Consider the following 17,877-nt stretch of genomic DNA (forward strand, 5'->3'; position numbering starts at 1 on the left):
AAGATCATGGATATGATGACCGAACAGACGTTTCACACGCTCGATGCCGATCCCTATCCCTGGCCCTATAATGGCCAGTTCCGGCCGGACAATACGGCGCTGATCATCATCGACATGCAGACGGATTTCTGCGGCCCCGGCGGCTATGTCGACCATATGGGCTATGACCTGTCGCTGGTGCGCGCGCCCATCGAGCCGATCAAGGCGGTGCTGGCCGCCATGCGCGCCAAGGGTTACCACATCATTCATACGCGCGAAGGCCACCGGCCCGATCTTGCCGATCTGCCGGCCAACAAGCGCTGGCGCTCGCAGCGCATCAAGGCGGGTATCGGCGATGCCGGCCCCTGCGGACGCATTCTGGTGCGCGGCGAACCGGGCTGGGACATCATCGATGAATTGAAGCCGCTCGAAGGCGAGACGATCATCGACAAGCCCGGCAAGGGCTCGTTCTGCGCCACCGATCTGGAACTGATCCTCAACCAGAAGCGCATCCAGAACATCATCCTCACCGGCATCACCACCGATGTCTGCGTGCACACCACCATGCGCGAGGCCAATGATCGCGGCTTCGAATGCCTGCTGCTGGAGGATTGCTGCGGCGCGACCGATTACGGCAACCATCTGGCCGCTATCAAGATGGTCAAGATGCAGGGCGGCGTGTTCGGCGCGGTGTCGAATTCCGCGGCGCTGATTAAGGCGCTGCCCTGATGGTCTCGTTGCGCGCCAGTGTCCACCGTATTGCCGCCTCCGCTCCCGATGACCTTTCGGGCCTGGAAGCGCTGATTGAAGCCGGGCTCGATCCGGCATCCATCGTCGCCGTGCTCGGCAAGACCGAAGGCAATGGCTGCGTCAATGATTTTACCCGTGGCTTTGCCACCGCCACCTTCCAGCGCTTCTTCGAGCGGCACGGGGTGGAAGGGGTTTCCATTGTCATGTCCGGCGGCACCGAAGGGGCGCTTTCGCCGCATTGGACGGTGTTTGCCCGCCACGAGGTGGCGGACGAGCCGAGGGGATCGGCATTGGCGGTGGGCGTTTCGCGCACCCCTGACATGCCGCCCGAGCATCTGGGACGGCGTGAGCAGGTGGCGCTGGTGGCTGAGGGCGTGCGGGCGGCCATGCGCGATGCGGGGATCGAGAAGCCGGAGGATGTGCATTTCGTCCAGATCAAATGCCCGCTTCTCACCTCCGCCCGCATCGGCGATGCCAAGGCGCGCGGCAAGACGGTGGCGGTGGGCGATACGCTGAAATCCATGGGACTTTCCCGTGCCGCGTCCGCACTGGGCGTAGCGGTGGCGCTCTGTGAACTCGATCTTGCCACTTTAAGCGATGAGGCGATTGGCGTCGATTTCACGCTCTATTCCGGGCGTGCCTCCACCTCCGCCGGGGTGGAACTGTTCGATCATGAAATCGTGGTGCTCGGTATGAGCCCGCGCTGGTCCGGCCCCTTCGCCATGGACCATGCGGTGATGGCCGATTGCATCGATACCGCCGGGATAAGGCAGGCACTGGCCCGTCTGCCCCAGGGGCGGCTTGCCGCTGTGCTGGCCAAGGCGGAAGCCTCGCCCTCCGGTGCGGTGCGCGGGGCGCGCCATACCATGCTGGATGATTCCGACATTGCCTCCACCCGCCATGCCCGCGCCTTTGTCGGCGGGGTGCTGGCCGGGCTGTTCGCAGACACCATGCTCTATGTCTCCGGCGGGGCGGAGCATCAGGGCCCGCCCGGCGGCGGGCCGGTGGCCATCATCATCGAAAGGGAGGAGAGGCCATGACGGAAAACGCAGCAGCCCTCGGCATCGAAACCGCGGCCATGACCATGCGTTTCGGCAGTTTCACCGCGCTGGACGATGTCTCCATCAAGGTGAGGGCGGGGTCTTTCCATGCGCTGCTCGGAGAAAATGGCGCTGGCAAATCCACCCTCGTCAAATGCATTATGGGCTTTTACCGCCCCACCTCCGGCCAGTTGCTGGTGGAGGACCGGGAGGTGGAGATCCAGACCCCGCGCGATGCCGCAGCCCTTGGGCTTGGCATGGTCTACCAGCATTTCACCCTGGTGCCCTCGCTGACCGGTGCGGAAAACCTTGTCATCAGCCGCAATGACGTGTCCGCCATGATCGACTGGCCGCGTGAGCGGGCAGCGCTTGCGGATTTCATGCGCGGCATGCCTTTTCCCATTCCGCTGGACCGCCCGGTGCGTGAACTTTCGGCGGGGGAAAAACAGAAGCTCGAAATCATTCGCCAGCTTTATCTCGGGCGGCGGTTTCTGATCCTCGACGAGCCGACTTCGGTGCTGACTCCTGCCGAGGCCGATGACATGCTGGGGCTGGTGCGCGGCATGACGGAGAGGGGCGATCTCACCGTGCTGATGATCTCCCACAAATTCCACGAGGTGATGAAATTCGCCGACCATGTTTCCGTGCTGCGCCGGGGGCGGCTGGTGGGCAGCGGCACCACCGCCGAGCTTTCGCCAAAAGAGATGGCCGGGATGATGATCGGCAATGTGATGCTGGCCGAACTCGACAGCCGTTTGCCGGTGAAGCCGCAAGCCCCCGCCTTGATCGACCTTCAGAACGTCAAGGCCCGTGACCGCAGCGGCCTCAAGACCATCGAGGTGGACAGGCTGACGGTGCGCGCCGGGGAGATTGTCGGCATTGCCGGGATTTCCGGCAATGGCCAGAAGGAACTGGCGGAAGTGCTGGCCGGGCAGCGGCGGCTGGAGGCCGGCACGGTTCTGGTCAAGGACCGGCCCTATGGTGCAACGCGGGCGGAAAGCCGCATCGCGCGTCTCGGCTTCATTCCGGAAGAACCGTTGCAGAATGCCTGTGCGGGCAAGATGTCGGTGGCGGAAAATCTGAGCTTCCGCAGCTTCGATGTGACGCCCAGGGGCAAGGCCCGCCTCTGGCTGAACCGCAAGGAGATGCGCCGCCGCGCGGGCGAGCTCGTTGCCGCCTTCAAGGTCAAAACCGCTTCGCTGGAAACACCGATTGCCGCTCTTTCCGGCGGCAATGTGCAGCGCGCCGTGCTGGCGCGGGAGCTGACGGGGGAGGTGGATGTGCTGATCGTCTCCAATCCCTGTTTCGGGCTGGATTTTTCCGCCGTCGCGGAGATCCGGGCGCGCATCATGAAGGCCCGCAACAGCGGCGCCGCCGTGCTTTTGTTTTCCGAGGATCTGGATGAGTTGATGGAGCTTTCCGACCGCATTCTGGTGATGTCGGAAGGGCGGCTGGTCTATGAAACCCCGGCGCGCGGTGCGGATCTTTCCGTGATCGGCGCCCATATGGCAGGACATGCGGCATGAGCGGCATCAAGGCTGAGCCTTTCGATTTTCCCTTCCGGCGCGAGCAGGCCGCGCTGATCGTTATCGATATGCAGCGCGATTTCACCGAGGCCGGTGGTTTCGGTGAAACGCTGGGCAATGATGTCCGCCGGGTCCAGACCATCGTGCCGGATGTGCGGCGTCTGCTGGAGGCTTGCCGTCAGGCGGGTCTTCCTATCATTCACACCATGGAATGCCATCGGCCGGACCTGTCCGATCTGCCGGAGGCCAAACGCAATCGCGGCACGCCGCGCCTTCGCATCGGCGATCAGGGGCCGATGGGGCGCATTCTGATCGCGGGCGAGCCGGGTACGGATATCCTGCCGGAATTGCAGCCGATTGCCGGCGAGGTGGTGATCGAAAAGCCAGGCAAGGGGGCGTTCTACGCCACCGATCTCGGCAGCATCCTGAAGGAAAAGGGCATTACCCAGCTGATCTTCGCGGGCGTGACCACGGAGGTTTGCGTGCAGACCACCATGCGCGAGGCCAATGATCGCGGCTTCGAATGCCTGCTCGTGGAAGAGGCGACGGCCTCCTATTTTCCCGAATTCAAACAGGCCACCCTGGAGATGATCCGCGCCCAGGGCGGGATCGTTGGCTGGACGGCCCATCTCGATGACCTCATGGAGGGGTTCACCCATGCCTGAAACAGTAAGAGACGATCTGACGGTCGGGGGCTGGAAGTCCTTGGTGTTCGAGCCCTTCCGCACGGGCGTGACGATCCACTGGATCAGCCGCTTCGAGGGTGAAAGGCCCGGCACTGCCCTGCTGAAATATGAGGCGGGCGCTGCCGTGCCGCGCCATCGCCATCCCGGTCTTGAAACGATATTGGTGCTGGATGGCAGCCAGTCCGATGAGGATGGCCGCTATTTTGCCGGGACTTTCGTCGTCAACGCCCCCGGCAGCGAACATTCCGTCTGGAGCGAGGACGGTTGCGTCGTGCTGATCCAGTGGGATCGGCCCGTGGAAATTTTGGAAGAATAATCATGCCCTTCAGCCCCGCCTTCGACAAAGCCTCGTTACATGCCGCCTATGCTGGCGGCTTCACCCCTGCACAGATGGTAGAGGAGGTCTTTTCCCGCCTCGAAGCCGTCGGCGATCCGGGCATTTTCATCACCCTTGCCGACAAGCAGGCGCTTCTGGCCGAGGCGCAAGCGCTCGGCAGCTTCGATCCGGTGGAAAAGCCGCTTTGGGGCCTGCCCTTTGCCGTGAAGGATAATATCGATGTGGCGGGCCTGCCCACCACTGCCGCCTGCCCGGATTTTACGACGGTGCCCGCCAAGGATGCCACGGTGGTGCGGCTCCTGAAGGCGGCAGGGGCACTGGTGATCGGCAAGACCAATCTCGACCAGTTCGCCACCGGTCTTGTCGGCGTGCGCAGCCCCTATCCGGTGCCGCGCAATGCGCTGTATCCGCATCTGGTGCCGGGTGGTTCCAGTTCCGGCTCCGCCGTGGCGGTGGCGCAGGGACTGGTAACCTTCGCGCTTGGCACCGATACGGCGGGCTCCGGCCGCATTCCGGCGGGCCTCAACAATATCGTCGGGCTGAAGCCATCGGTGGGGGCGCTTTCGACCGCCGGTGTCTTGCCCGCCTGTCGAACGCTGGATTGCGTGTCGGTCTTTGCGCTCTCGGCAGGCGATGCCTTTGCCGTCTTCGATAGTGCCGCCAGGGCGGATGCGCAGGATGCCTATTCCCGATCCCTGCCGCAGCGGCCCGCCATGGTGAAGCCGCCCGTGCTGACCATTGGCGTTCCGGCAAAGGCCGATCAGGAATTCTATGGCGATCTGGCCATGCAGGAAAGCTATGAGCAAAGCCTGGCGCGCTTGGAATCCATGGGACACCGAATTGTGGAACTGCCCTTCCAGGGCTTTTTCGAGGTGGCACAGCTTCTCTATGAAGGGGCCTGGGTGGCGGAGCGCTATCAGGCCGTGCGCGGGTTTTTCGATGAAAAGCCGGAGAGTTTTCACCCCGTCACGCGCGCCATTTACGCTGGCGCGAAAACGCTTTCCGCCGCCGATGCCTTTGCCGGTTTCTACAGGCTTCAGGCGCTGAAACAGGCGCTGCAGCCGCTGATCGCCTCCGTCGATCTGATCGTGGTGCCCACCGCCCCAACCCATTACACGCTCAAGGATCTGGAGGCAGAGCCGATTGCCGCCAATTCGCGGCTTGGCACCTATACCAACTTCGTCAATCTGCTGGATCTCTGCGGCATCGCGGTGCCGACCGGCGCGCGGGCCGATGGCCTTCCCGCCAGTCTCACCCTCTTGGCGCCCTTTGGCAAGGATGGGCTTGCCGCAGCCCTAGGTGATGAACTGCACCGGGCAACAAGCGACAAACTGGGCGCCACCGGCTGGCCGCTGCCTGAGCCCGCGCCTGCCGCAGCAGTGGCTGATGCCGAGATGCTGCCGATTGTCGTCGTCGGTGCGCATCTCTCCGGCATGCCGCTCAACAAGCAGTTGACCGATCTCAACGCCCGCTTCCTGCGTGCAGGCAAGACTGCGCCTGCCTATACGCTGCATGCGCTGGCCAATCAGACACCGGCCAAACCGGGGCTGGTTTATGTGGGTGCGGAGAGCGGCAAGGGAGCCGCCATCGATATCGAAATCTGGCAATTGACGCCGGACAATTTCGCCCGCTTCGTCAACATGATCCCACCGCCCATGTGCATCGGCACGCTGCGGCTGGATGACGGCACTGAGGCCAAGGGCTTTCTGGTGGAGCCCGCCGCGCTGGAAAATGCCATAGATATCACGGAATTTGGCGGTTGGCGGGCCTGGATGGGCAAAGCCTCGCAGGGATAGGAGCATTGTTCTATCCCAGCATGTCGCGCAAAACCGCTGCACACTTTTGCGCGACATGCTCTAGCATCTTCGAGCCTTGGTAGAAGGCGGATCGGATCAATCCTGATCGGTGACCAGGCGGTAGCCGACGCCGGGTTCGGTGCGCACGATCTTCGGCTCGGTCGGATCCCGCTCGATCTTCTGCCGCAACTGGCCGATGAAGACCCGAAGATAATGCAGATCATCGCCGTGCGCCGGCCCCCAGACGGCAGTGAGCAGGGTGCGATGCGTCACCACCCGGCCTGCATGGCGGGCCAGCAGCGTCAGGAGATCGTATTCCTTCGGTGTCAGATGCACCTGTTCGCTGCCGCGAAACACCAGCCGCTTGACGGTATCGATGCCGAGCCCATCGGCTTCGATCAGGCTGGGAATGCTTTCGCTGCGGCCGCGATGGCGCAGCGCGGTGCGGATGCGGGCGGTGAGTTCGCCGATGCCGAAGGGCTTTTCCACATAGTCGTCGGCGCCGAGATCGAGCGCGGCAATCTTCTCGCTCTCCCGGTCGCGAGCCGACAGAATGATGATCGGCACCTCGCTCCAGCCGCGCAGATGGGCGATGATCTCCTTGCCGTCCATATCCGGCAGGCCGAGATCGAGGATCACCAGATCGGGCGCCTGGGTGGCCACGGCCTTCAGCGCCTCCGCCCCGGTCAGCGCTTCGAGGACGTCGAAACCGGCTGCGGTCAGAGCCGGTTTCAGGAAGCGCTGGATCTGTGGCTCGTCATCGACGATGAGAATACGCGGTGCGTTCATGCAAGCTTGCTTTCACTGTCATCCCCGGCGGGAAACCGCATGACGATGCGCGTTCCCTTCTTGCGCATGGCCGGGCTTTCGGCATGGATACGCCCGCCCATGGCCTCCACGAAACCGCGGGCGATGGAAAGGCCGAGACCGGTGCCCGGTGCGCGGCCATCCGGTTTGCCGCGACGGTAGAATTTTTCGAAAATCCGGTCCAGATCTTCCGATGGAATGCCTTTGCCAAGATCCGTAACCGAGATCAAGACATGCCCGCCGTCACGCCGTGCATAGACGTTTACCGGCTCGCCGCCGCCATATTTCACGGCATTATCGAGAAGGTTGAACAGAACCTGACCCAAAAGCACCGCATCGCCTGTCATCAGCGGCAGGTCGGCGGCAAGGCCGGTCTCGATCTTCACGCCGGGCGCGTGCTTGCGGGTGCGCTCCACGGCAGCCTGCACCACATCGGCCACGTCCACCCAATCGCGCTTCGGCTTCAGCGTTCCGGCCTCGATCCGCGTCATGTCCAGCAGATTGGCGACGAACCGGCTCATCCGGCTGCTTTCCTCCTCAATAGACTGCAGGAGGTCGTTGCGGCTTTCCTCGCTCATCCGGTCGCCCAATTGCCGAAGGCTGGTCACGGCGCCGGTGATGGTGGCAAGCGGGGTTCTCAGGTCGTGGGAGATGGAAGAAAGCAGGGCATCGCGGTAGCGCTCGCCCTCCAGCCGGGCGGCCTGACGCACGCTTTCTTCCGCCAGCCGTGCCCGGTCCAGCGCAATGGCCGTCTGGTCGAGAACGGCGGCCAGCAACCGTTCGGCATTCAGATCCAGCCCGCCTTCCCCATGCTCGATGCCGCAGACACCGACAATGCCGTGCGGGCCGAGCAGCGGGCGGAACTCGAACCGGCTGTTCGGCAGCGTACCGGTGCCATGGCCGGAGGCTTCGCGCTTGTCCTCGGCCCAGCGGGCAGCCGTCAGGTCGGTCACGTCCAGTTCCGTATCCGGCGGCCAGGCGGCCGCCACCTGCAATTCCTCCTCCTTCGGCATCAGCAGCACGATCCGGCGTTTCAGCGACATCTGCAATTGCGAAACGGTGAGCCAGATCGCATCGTCGGATTTGGCCGCACTCGCAAGCTTGCGGGAAAAATCATGCAGCGATTGCAATTCCGTCGCACGCTTGCGGGCAATTTCGGCCTGTTCGCGAACGCGTGAAGCAAAACCGCCCGCCAGGATGGCCACCCCGAGAAAGACGAAGAGGGCAAACACCTCATGCGGTGAGGCAATGGTGAAGGTGTGAACCGGTGGGATGAAAAAGAAATTATAGGCAAGCGTCGAAGCCAGTGCCGCGATGAAGGCGGAAAGATAGCCGCCGGTCATGGCGCATCCCAGCACGGCCACCAGGTAGAGCAGCGAAATATTGGGCAGCGAGATGAAAAGCGTGATGCCCAGTCCGATTGCCGTGGTCATCGCAACGGCCCCCAGCGCCAGCGCCAGTGGCCGCGCCGCCGTCTTGAGACTGGGCGGCGGCGGCAGGCGTTTCAGCGGCTTTGCCTGCGCTTTTTCCGGCGTGACGAGATAAAGGCCGACGCCAACCACCTGCCGTGACAGGGCATCGGGCAGGGATTCGCCGAAAAACCGGCGAATGCCATGCCGGGGTTTTGCGCCGATGACGATCTGGGTGGCATGTTCGCGCCGGGCGAGCTTGAGGATTTCCTCCACGAAGTCACGCCCGATGATCCGCCGGGTCTCCGCGCCCAGTTGCTCGGCAAGGCGAAACAGGCTCTCGACCTTGCGCAGCGCATCCGCCGACGTCTGCTCGCGGTCGGCATGTTCGACGGAAACGACGATCCAGTTGGCGTTGAGCCCGGAGGCCATGCGGCTTGCCACGCGCACGACCTTTTCCGAAAGATCATCCGGACCGACACAGACGATCAGCCGTTCGCCGGTCGCCCATGGGCCTTCGATGGCATTCTGCTTCAGGTAATCGACCATCTGGTCGTCCACGCGGTCCGCGGTGCGGCGCAGGGCAAGCTCGCGCAGGGCGGTCAGATTGCCGAGACGGAAAAAGCGGTCCACGGCGCGGTTGGCGCTGTCGGGCAGATAGACCTTGCCCTCCTTCAGCCGCTCGATCAGTTCGGTGGGCGCAAGGTCCACCAGCAGCACCTCGTCGGCGCGCTTCAGCACCACGTCCGGCACGCGCTCGCGCACGGTGACGCCGGTGATCTGCGCCACCAGATCGGCAAGACTTTCCAGATGCTGGATGTTGAGCGCCGTCCAGACATCGATGCCGGCGGCAATCAATTCCTCGATATCGTGATAGCGCTTCGGATGGCGGCTGTCGGCGGGGTTGGAATGGGCCAGTTCATCAACGATGATCAATTGCGGCCTGCGGGCAAGGGCGGCATCGAGGTCGAACTCCTCCAGAACCCGGCTGCGGTGGGCGATGCGGATCCGTGGCAGAACGTCCAGTCCCTCCAGCAGAGCGGCGGTTTCGCCGCGCCCATGGGTTTCCACCAGGCCCACCACCAGATCCACGCCATCGGCCTTCAGCCGGTGGGCGCGCGACAGCATGGCATAGGTCTTGCCCACGCCGGGTGCCGCCCCCAGAAAAACCGTGAGCTTGCCCCGGCGGTCTTTCTCCGCCAGGGCAAGCAGGGCGTCGGGATCGGGGCGGCGGTCGTCCTCACGGTCGTCCTTTGCCATTCAGCCTCTCATTTTTGCAGGGTATCCAGTGCCAGATTAAGCTCTAGCACGTTAACACGCGGCTCACCGAAGAAGCCGAGAGCCGGTTTTTCCAGATGTTCCGCCACCAGCGTCTGCACATCGGCCTCCGGCACATTGCGCGCCTTGGCCACCCGGCTGATCTGCGCGCCTGCAAAGGCGGGCGAGATATGCGGATCGAGCCCCGAGCCGGAGGCGGTTGCCGCATCGGCGGGCACGGGGCCGGTGATGCCGCTCGCCTTCAGTTTGTCGATGGTGCCAGCCACGCGGTCATGCAGGGCCTTCGAGGTGGCGCCGAGGTTCGAACCCACCGAATTGGCAGCGTTATAGGCATCCGGCTGCGTTACGGAGGGACGCGGCCAGAAATAGCGGTCGGAGGTAAAGTTCTGGCCGATCAGGCTGGAGCCGATGACCTTGCCGTCCTTTTCGATCAGGCTGCCATTGGCTTTGGCTGGCATCAGGGTTTCGGCAATGCCGGTGACGGCATAGGGATAGCCGAGGCCGGTGAGTACGGTCATCAGCAGCACGAGGGTGAAAGCGGGTCTGAGGTGATGAAGCATGATTACACCAGATGAAGAGCGGCAACGGCCAGATCGACGGCCTTGATACCGGCAAAGGGCAGGAGAATGCCGCCAAGCCCATAGACGAAGAGGTTGCGGCGCAGCAGCGAGGCGGCCCCCGCCGGGCGATAGCGCACGCCCTTCAGCGCCAGCGGAATGAGGGCGATGATGATCAGCGCATTGAAGATGACCGCCGACAGGATGGCCGATTTCGGCGAAGCAAGCCCCATGACGTTCAGGCTGTTCAGCGCCGGATAGGTGACGACGAACATGGCCGGAATGATCGCGAAATATTTGGCGACGTCATTGGCAATGGAGAAGGTGGTCAGCGCGCCGCGCGTCATCAGCAATTGCTTACCGATTTCCACGATCTCGATCAGCTTGGTGGGGCTTGAATCGAGGTCCACCATATTGGCCGCCTCGCGGGCGGCCTGCGTGCCGGTCTGCATGGCCACGCCCACATCGGCCTGAGCGAGCGCCGGCGCGTCATTGGTGCCGTCGCCGCACATGGCGATCAACCGGCCTCCCTGCTGTTCGCGGCGGATATAGGCGAGCTTGTCCTCCGGTGTTGCCTGGGCGAGATAGTCGTCCACCCCTGCCTCGGAGGCTATTGCCGCCGCCGTGACCGGGTTGTCGCCGGTGACCATGACGGTGCGGATGCCCATGGCGCGAAGGGCCGCAAAGCGCTCCTTGATGCCGGGTTTCACCACATCCTTCAGGTGGATGACGCCGAGCAGGCGATTGCCATCGGCCACGGCCAGCGGGGTGCCACCGGAGCGGGCAATCTGGTCCACGGCCCGGCGGAATTCCTGCGGGGCCTGCTGTTCGCTGATGCCGGTGAAGCGCAGGATGGCATCGACTGCACCCTTGCGCAGGCGCCTGCCCGCCTTGTCGACACCGGAAAGGCGCGTTTCGGCGGTAAAGCGGATGATGTCGTCAAACTGCGCTTCCGGCAGGGCAAGCCCGAATTCGCCTGTGGCGAGCGCCACGATGGAACGGCCTTCCGGCGTTTCGTCCGGCAGGCTGGCCAGCAGCGAGGCCTCAGCCACATCCGCCTGGGTCACGCCCGGCGCGGCGATGAAGTCGCTGGCCATGCGGTTGCCGTAGGTAATGGTGCCGGTCTTGTCGAGGAGCAGGGTGTCCACGTCGCCTGCCGCTTCCACCGCGCGGCCGGAGGTGGCAATGACGTTGAACCGCACCAGCCGGTCCATGCCGGCAATGCCGATGGCCGAGAGCAGGCCGCCGATCGTGGTCGGGATCAGCGTGACGAGCAGGGCGGCCAGCACGGTGACCGAGAGCAGTGTGCCGGAATAGCCCGCAAGACCCCAGATGGCGACACAGACGAACAGGAAGATCAGCGTCAGGCCGGAGAGCAGGATGGACAGGGCGATTTCGTTCGGCGTCTTCTGGCGCTGGGCGCCTTCGATCAGCGCGATCATCCGGTCAACGAAGGAAGAACCGGGCTGCACGGTGATCTTCACCCTGATCTCATCGGACAGCACTTCCGTGCCGCCGGTGACGGCGGAGCGGTCGCCGCCGGATTCGCGGATCACCGGCGCGGATTCGCCGGTAATGGCGCTTTCATTGACCGAGGCGACGCCCTCGATCACCTCGCCATCGCCGGGGATCAGTTCACCGGCGGCCACCAGCACGATGTCGCCGATCTTCAACCGGCTGGCCGGCACGCTCTCCGTGTTGCCATTGCCGGTGAGGCGGCGGGCGACCATTTCCGACTTGGTCTTTTTCAGACTTTCCGCCTGGGCGCGGCCACGGCCCTCCGCCACGGCTTCCGCGAAGGTGGCGAAGAGCACGGTAAACCAGAGCCAGGCGGCGATCTGACCGGAGAAGCGCGCCTCGCCGGGATTGGAGATCAGATCGCGCAGGAACATCACCGTGACCAGCACGGCGACCATTTCGGTGACGAAAATTACGGGATTGCGCAGCAATTGCTGCGGATTGAGCTTCACGACCGCGTCCCGCATGGCGGGAAAGATGATGGCGGGATCAAGAAGGCTCGGAGCTTTATGATCTTTTGACATGAGGATGACCTTTGGAACATGTCCGGGAAGGCTCAACGCAGCCTTCCTCTGGATATGCACGAAACGAACTTAGAAGGTTTGACCGGCCAGCATGGCCAGGTGCTCGACAATCGGCCCGAGCGCCAGCGCCGGGAAGAATTGCAGCCCGCCGACGATGAGGATGATGCCGATCAGCAGTCCGGCAAACAGCGGCCCATCGGTCGGGAAGGTTCCGGCTGAGGCAGGCGTCTTGATCTTGGCGGCCAGCGAACCGGCAATGGCCATGACCGGAACGATATAGGCAAAGCGGCCAAGCAGCATGGCAATGCCGAGCGTGGTATTGTACCAGAGCGTATTGCCGGAAAGGCCACCGAAGGCAGAGCCGTTATTGCCGACGGCTGAGGTATAGGCATAGAGGATTTCCGACAGCCCATGCGGCCCCGGCGTGCCGATGGCGGCGACGGCAAAGGGCGACATGGCGGAGATGGCGGTAAAGCCGAGAATGGCCAACGGCAGGATGAGCACGGCGAGCATGGCATATTTCATCTCGCGGCCTTCGATCTTCTTGCCCAGGAATTCCGGCGTGCGCCCGACCATCAGGCCAGCAACGAAAACCGACAGCAGCGCGAAGACCAGAATGCCGTAAAGGCCCGAGCCGACACCGCCCGGCAGCACCTCGCCAAGCTGGATGAGGAAGAGCGGTACCAGACCGCCAAGCCCGGTGAAGGAGCCCAGCATGCCGTTGACGCCACCGTCGGAAAGGCCCGTCGTCACGGCCGCATAGAGCGCGGTCATGGCCTGGCCGAAACGCACTTCCTTGCCTTCCATATTGCCCATGGACGGATCGATGCCGAGCGCATTCAGGATCGGGTTGCCGTAGGTTTCCGCCCAGTAGATGGCGATGACGCCGGCAATCAGCAGGGCCGCCATCGAGGCGATCAGCACCCAGCCCTGGCGGCGATTGCCGACCATCTGGCCGAAGGTATAGACCAGCGCCGAGGACACCCACAGCATGGCGAAGATGTTGAGAAAGTTGGACCAGGCGCTCGGGTTTTCAAACGGGTGAGCGGCATTGACGTTGTAGAAGCCGCCGCCATTGGTGCCAAGCTGCTTGATGGCTTCCTGGCTGGCAACAGGCCCCAGCGAAATCACCTGGTTTGCTCCTTCCAGCGTCGTTGCCGTGGCCGAGGCATCCAGCGTCTGCGGCAGGCCCATGGCAACGAAGATGAGCGCCGTGACCAGCGACAGCGGCAGCAGGATGTAGAGCGTGGCGCGTGTGACATCGACCCAGAAATTGCCAAGCGTTGTGGCCTTGGAGCGGATGAAGGCGCGGGTGAAGGCCACAGCCAGCGCCATGCCGGTGGCGGCCGAGAGGAAATTTTGCACGGTCAGCCCGGCCATTTGGCTGAAATTGCTCAACGTGCTTTCGCCGCCGTAATTCTGCCAGTTGGTGTTGGTGACGAAGGACATGGCTGTGTTGAAGGCCAGATCCGGTGTCATGCCCGCAAACCCCTGGGGGTTGAGCGGAAGGTACGCCTGAAGGCGCAAAATGGCGTAGAGCACGGCAAAACCGGCCAGCGAAAAGGCCAGCATCGATACCGTATAACCGAGAGCACCCTGCTCTTTGTCGGGGCTCACGCCGGAGAGGCGATAGAAGCCCTTTTCAACAGGGGCAAGCACCGGTGAAAGCCAGGTACGCCCGCCGGAAAAGACATGAGCCATGTAAAGGCCCAGCGGCTTGATGGCGACGAGCACCGCGAGGAAGAGGAGGCTGATTTGTAGCCACCCGACGATGGACATGATGGGTCTCCTGAAACGCATCCGTCAGGGATGCGGAAAGCACAGCGAACGTTATGAAAGCCGGAGGGATCAGAAACGCTCGGGTCTGAGCAGGGTGATGACGAGATAGACCCCAAGCGCGAGCGCAACGAAAAGACCAAGCAGAGGCTCAAACATGGCAAGCCTCCGTCAAAGCCGGTCGAGCGCGCCGGCATAAAGGGCGAGCACGATAAAGCCGCCGCAGCCAAGCGCTAGAAAAATAAGGTCGGACATATCCGGTTCTCCTGTTGGAACAGGAACAGCCTTAGATCCAAAGCGGATCAGGCTTCGATTCCGAAAAGCCGCGATGCGCATCAGGAAAAAATAAAGATCAGGTTTGAAACCCAAGGTGTTAATCGGGGCTTGCCTTTTGCAAGATTAGTCTATTATCTTTGTAGTGTTCTCAGGGCGGGGTGAAATTCCCCACCGGCGGTATCGGGTGTTGAGCCCGGAGCCCGCGAGCGCTTTTTCGCTTTATGCGGAAAAGGTCAGCAGATCCGGTGAGAGGCCGGAGCCGACGGTATAGTCCGGATGGAAGAGGACAAGCGATAGGAAGCCTTGCCGCCCGGCAAGGCTGAGAGCGCCTGTTCGCCCAAGGGAGTTTGGCGTGTTTCGGCACGCAGAATGGCTGGTTTTCCAGCGAAACCCTTGAAAGGCAAGACTATGAGTTTTTCCAGTATTGAAGATGCCATCGCCGCCATCTCCCGTGGAGAGATGATTGTCGTGGTCGATGATCATGATCGCGAGAATGAAGGTGATATCGTTGTGGCTGCCGAAAAGGTGACGCCGGAACAGGTGGCTTTCATGATGAACAAGGCGCGCGGCCTGATCTGCATTTCCATGGAGGGCGAGCGGCTGGATGCGCTGCAACTGCCGTTGATGGTGCCCAACAACACCGAACTGCATAAAACGGCCTTTACCGTTTCCGTCGATTACCTGCCCGGCACCACCACTGGCATTTCCGCCGGTGATCGCGCCGCGACGATCCGTGCTCTGGTGGATGACAAAGCCCGGCCTGAGGATTTTGCGCGCCCCGGCCACATGTTTCCGTTGCGCGCCAAGAAGGGCGGCGTGATCGAGCGCCCCGGCCACACGGAAGCCGCGATTGATCTCTGCCGTCTCGCCGGCCTTTATCCTGCCGGTGTGATCTGTGAAGTGGCCAAGGATGACGGTGAAATGGCCCGCCTTCCCGATCTCGAGCGCTTTGCCGAAGAAAACGGCCTGCCGCTGATCGCCATCGAGGATCTCATCGCCTGGCTCAAGCAGAAGGGCAAGGACACGCAGGTGAAGGAATTCGCCGCAGCCTGATCCTGCGGCATTTCCTGGAAAAGTGGATTCCACTTTTCCAGGAAACATTCTCAATCTTTGTTTTTATGCATTTCCGGACGGAAAACCGGCTTCCACTTTCCTGGAAATGCTCTAATGCAGGCCAAGGCCGAGATGGGCCTCGATCAGTGCCGGGTTGCCGATAAGATCGGCGGGCAAGCCCTGCCAGACAATACGCCCGCGTTCCATGATGATGGCGCGATCGGCAAAATCGAGCGCCGTCTGGATGCGCTGTTCCACCAGCAGGATCGTCATATCGCCGGTGGCCGCCAGTTGCGTGAAGGCGGCCATAAGCTCCTCGCAGATAACAGGGGCGAGCCCCTCCAGCGGTTCGTCCAGCAGCAGGACGCTCGGACGGCCCAGAATGCTGCGCATGGTCGAGAGCATTTGCTGCTCGCCGCCAGAAAGCTGCGAGCCGAGATTGCGGCGGCGCTCCTTGAGGCGGGGAAACAGGTTATAGGCTTCCTCCAGCGCGGCTTTCGGCCTGTCCTTGAGGCCGACGAACAGATTTTCCTCCACTGTCAGCGTTGGAAACACGTCCCGGGTCTGCGGCACATAGCCCAGACCTGCCCGCGCACGCAGGGCGCTTGGAAGGGCCGTGATATCCTTGCCGTCCAGCTTGATGTCGCCGGAAAAGCGCCGTGTCTGCCCGGCCAGCGTGGCAAATAGGCTGGTCTTGCCCACGCCATTGCGGCCCAGCACCGCCAGTTTTGCTCCCTTGGGTACGGAGAGCGACAGGTCCTCGATCACCCGGGTCGGGCCATAGCCTGCCGTGAGGCCGGTGATGTCAAGCGTGGCGGCGGGCATCGGCATAGCTCCCCAGATAGGCGGCGCGGACCTCGGCATTTTCGGTAACGGCACGCGGGTCGCCATCGAAGATGACCGTGCCTGCCGCCAGCACCACCACGCGCTTGGCAAAGCGAAAAACGAGATCCATGTCATGTTCGATCATCAGCACGGCAAGATCGGCGGGCAGCCGGTCCAGCGCCTGTTCGATACGGGCGGTTTCGGTGGAAGGTACGCCTGCCGCAGGTTCGTCCAGCAAGAGGATCTTGGGCCGTAGCGCCATGGCAAGCGCGATTTCCAGCAGCCGCTGCTGTCCATAGGCGATCTCCCGTACCCGGGTTTCAGCCAGCGGCAAAAGCCCGAGCGTGCCGAGAATATCGCGTACCTCCTCCATGACCGGAGCCATGGCGGCATAGTGCCCGAACATCCGTCCGGTCTTTCCCTGCCGTTGCAGAATGGCGAGCGCCACATGCTCTTCCGGTGTCATGTCCTGGAAAAGCCGTGTGACCTGAAAGGAGCGCACCAACCCGCGCCGCACCCGTTCGCTGGCGGAAAGCCGTGTGACATCCTCGCCCGCCACCCGCACTGTTCCGGAGGTGGGGCTGAGATTGCCGGTGACGAGATTGACAAAGGTGGTCTTGCCCGCGCCATTCGGCCCGATCAACACCGTCCGGTCCCCCGGCTCAAGCGAGAGTGAGACATTATTGGTCACGGCCAGGCCGCCAAAGCTCTTGTTGAGGCCGGAAACTTCCAGAACAGCCGTCATGACCGGTTCCTGTGAAAACGCTTGAGGAGAGCGCCCGCCGCGCCGTAAAGGCCGCGCGGCGCAAACAGCACCACGGCAATCAGCAGCAGACCGACAATGGTGAGCCAGTGGAAGGGGTTGGCGGCGGAGACCAGATCCTCGAACCACATGAAGATCACCGTGCCGAACAGGCCACCGAACAGCGAACCAGCGCCCCCCAGGACCAGCATGACCAGGGCCTCGGCGGAGAGGGTAAAGCTCAGGCTGTCCAAGCCGACCACCTGCGTCGAAATGGCGTTCAGCGCACCGCCGACGCCCGCCACCGCACCGGAGATGACGAACATTTTCAAGATCGTGCCGTTCACCGCCGCCCCCATGGCCTGAATGCGGATGCGATCCTCGCTGATGCCTCGGCACAGCATTCCGAAGGGTGAAGCGGTCAGCAGGCGCAGCAGAAGGAAGATCAGCAACAGCAGGCCGGCACCGTAGAGATAGGCGGTGTGTCCCCAGAGGTCGAATTCGAACTGGCCGAAGAGGGCGTCCGGCGCAATGCCGGAAAGACCGTCGCTGCCGCCGGTCCAGCCGGAGGCTTTGTTGGCGGCCTCGTGAAACAGATGGATGACGGCAATGGACAGGACCAGTTGCGGCAGGCCATGGGCGCGCAGCAGCACGACGCCGGAAAGGAGACCGGCGACCGCCCCGCCTGCGGCGCCGATGGCCGTCATGGCAAGCGGATCGGTGATGGAGAAGTGCACGGCGGCAATACCGCTGGCATAGGCACCTGCGCCGAACAGCGCCGCATGGCCGAGCGTGGCAATGCCGCAATAGCCGGTGACGAGATCAAGCGCCAGCACCAGCAGCGCAATCGAGATGATGCGGGTCAGAAGCGCCAGATTGTCGGGAAACAGCAGATAGCCAATGGCCGCAAGCATAAGGATCGCCAGCGGTGCGATCGCGGACCGCAGGCGCTGACCGCGCGCTAAGGGAGTTGCCGATGTCGCCATGCCGTTTTTCAA

17 protein-coding genes and 1 riboswitch are annotated in these 17,877 nt (G+C 62.9%); of the genes, 7 read left to right on the top strand and 10 right to left on the bottom strand.

Annotated elements, in window-relative coordinates; genetic code table 11:
• The first annotated feature begins 6 nt into the window (after positions 1-6).
• The 6 genes from biuH to atzF are packed head-to-tail and all read left to right on the top strand — an operon-like array spanning position 7 to position 6,114.
• Positions 7-708, top strand: a complete 702-nt coding sequence (gene biuH / locus QO005_RS10595; protein WP_307157989.1) for a biuret amidohydrolase — start codon at positions 7-9, stop codon at positions 706-708.
• Positions 708-1,769, top strand: coding sequence for a cyanuric acid amidohydrolase (gene atzD, locus QO005_RS10600; protein WP_307157990.1), 1,062 nt, complete (start codon positions 708-710; stop codon positions 1,767-1,769). Before biuH ends, atzD begins: the two co-directional genes overlap by 1 nt.
• A complete protein-coding gene (locus tag QO005_RS10605; protein ID WP_307157991.1) occupies positions 1,766-3,295 on the top strand; it encodes an ABC transporter ATP-binding protein in 1,530 nt (509 codons plus the stop codon). The genes atzD and QO005_RS10605 overlap by 4 nt, the downstream gene beginning before the upstream one ends.
• Positions 3,292-3,960 carry a cysteine hydrolase family protein gene (locus QO005_RS10610; protein WP_307157992.1) on the top strand — a complete coding sequence of 223 codons (669 nt, stop codon included), beginning with the start codon at positions 3,292-3,294 and terminating at the stop codon, positions 3,958-3,960. Before QO005_RS10605 ends, QO005_RS10610 begins: the two co-directional genes overlap by 4 nt.
• Complete coding sequence (locus QO005_RS10615) at positions 3,953-4,297, top strand: cupin domain-containing protein (RefSeq protein WP_307157993.1); 345 nt, start codon at positions 3,953-3,955, stop codon at positions 4,295-4,297. Before QO005_RS10610 ends, QO005_RS10615 begins: the two co-directional genes overlap by 8 nt.
• A 2-nt stretch (positions 4,298-4,299) precedes the next feature.
• Complete coding sequence (atzF, locus tag QO005_RS10620) at positions 4,300-6,114, top strand: allophanate hydrolase (protein WP_307157994.1); 1,815 nt, start codon at positions 4,300-4,302, stop codon at positions 6,112-6,114.
• Between the two features lie 96 nt (positions 6,115-6,210).
• Here atzF and QO005_RS10625 read toward each other — a convergent pair whose 3' ends face one another.
• From QO005_RS10625 to QO005_RS10650, 7 genes are all read right to left on the bottom strand, one after another.
• On the bottom strand, positions 6,211-6,903 hold the full coding sequence (locus QO005_RS10625; protein WP_307157995.1) for a response regulator: 693 nt from the start codon (positions 6,901-6,903) through the stop codon (positions 6,211-6,213).
• The gene (locus tag QO005_RS10630; RefSeq protein ID WP_307157996.1) at positions 6,900-9,590 is read right to left on the bottom strand and encodes a DUF4118 domain-containing protein; all 2,691 of its coding nucleotides are present in this window, start codon (positions 9,588-9,590) and stop codon (positions 6,900-6,902) included. Before QO005_RS10630 ends, QO005_RS10625 begins: the two co-directional genes overlap by 4 nt.
• Before the next feature lie 8 nt (positions 9,591-9,598).
• Complete coding sequence (kdpC, locus tag QO005_RS10635) at positions 9,599-10,168, bottom strand: potassium-transporting ATPase subunit KdpC (protein ID WP_307157997.1); 570 nt, start codon at positions 10,166-10,168, stop codon at positions 9,599-9,601.
• Between the two features lie 2 nt (positions 10,169-10,170).
• Positions 10,171-12,207 (bottom strand): potassium-transporting ATPase subunit KdpB, encoded by a 2,037-nt coding sequence (gene kdpB, locus QO005_RS10640; RefSeq protein WP_307157998.1) that lies wholly within the window; start codon positions 12,205-12,207, stop codon positions 10,171-10,173.
• 69 nt (positions 12,208-12,276) lie between these two features.
• Positions 12,277-13,986, bottom strand: coding sequence for a potassium-transporting ATPase subunit KdpA (gene kdpA / locus QO005_RS10645; protein WP_307157999.1), 1,710 nt, complete (start codon positions 13,984-13,986; stop codon positions 12,277-12,279).
• A 69-nt stretch (positions 13,987-14,055) separates the two neighbouring features.
• The gene (kdpF, locus tag QO005_RS24205; RefSeq protein ID WP_370878050.1) at positions 14,056-14,142 is read right to left on the bottom strand and encodes a K(+)-transporting ATPase subunit F; all 87 of its coding nucleotides are present in this window, start codon (positions 14,140-14,142) and stop codon (positions 14,056-14,058) included.
• Positions 14,143-14,154: 12 nt separating this feature from the next.
• Positions 14,155-14,352: a hypothetical protein gene (locus tag QO005_RS10650; RefSeq protein WP_307158000.1), complete on the bottom strand. Its 198-nt coding sequence runs from the start codon at positions 14,350-14,352 to the stop codon at positions 14,155-14,157.
• A 47-nt stretch (positions 14,353-14,399) separates the two neighbouring features.
• A riboswitch (FMN riboswitch) is annotated at positions 14,400-14,551 on the top strand.
• Positions 14,552-14,667: 116 nt separating this feature from the next.
• Here QO005_RS10650 and ribB point away from each other — a divergent pair.
• On the top strand, positions 14,668-15,312 hold the full coding sequence (gene ribB, locus QO005_RS10655) for a 3,4-dihydroxy-2-butanone-4-phosphate synthase (protein WP_307158001.1): 645 nt from the start codon (positions 14,668-14,670) through the stop codon (positions 15,310-15,312).
• Between the two features lie 111 nt (positions 15,313-15,423).
• Here ribB and QO005_RS10660 read toward each other — a convergent pair whose 3' ends face one another.
• Genes QO005_RS10660 through QO005_RS10670 form a run of 3 tightly spaced genes read right to left on the bottom strand, consistent with a single transcriptional unit; the run spans position 15,424 to position 17,865 of the window.
• Entirely contained in the window at positions 15,424-16,137 is a 714-nt protein-coding gene (locus QO005_RS10660; protein WP_307158002.1) for an ABC transporter ATP-binding protein, read from the bottom strand.
• Positions 16,118-16,882: an ABC transporter ATP-binding protein gene (locus QO005_RS10665; protein WP_307158003.1), complete on the bottom strand. Its 765-nt coding sequence runs from the start codon at positions 16,880-16,882 to the stop codon at positions 16,118-16,120. The genes QO005_RS10660 and QO005_RS10665 overlap by 20 nt, the downstream gene beginning before the upstream one ends.
• Positions 16,879-17,865, bottom strand: coding sequence for a branched-chain amino acid ABC transporter permease (locus tag QO005_RS10670; RefSeq protein ID WP_307158004.1), 987 nt, complete (start codon positions 17,863-17,865; stop codon positions 16,879-16,881). The genes QO005_RS10665 and QO005_RS10670 overlap by 4 nt, the downstream gene beginning before the upstream one ends.
• Between the last annotated feature and the right edge of the window lie 12 nt (positions 17,866-17,877).

This window comes from Allorhizobium paknamense (genome assembly GCF_030815125.1).
GTDB classification, from domain to species: domain Bacteria; phylum Pseudomonadota; class Alphaproteobacteria; order Rhizobiales; family Rhizobiaceae; genus Allorhizobium; species Allorhizobium paknamense.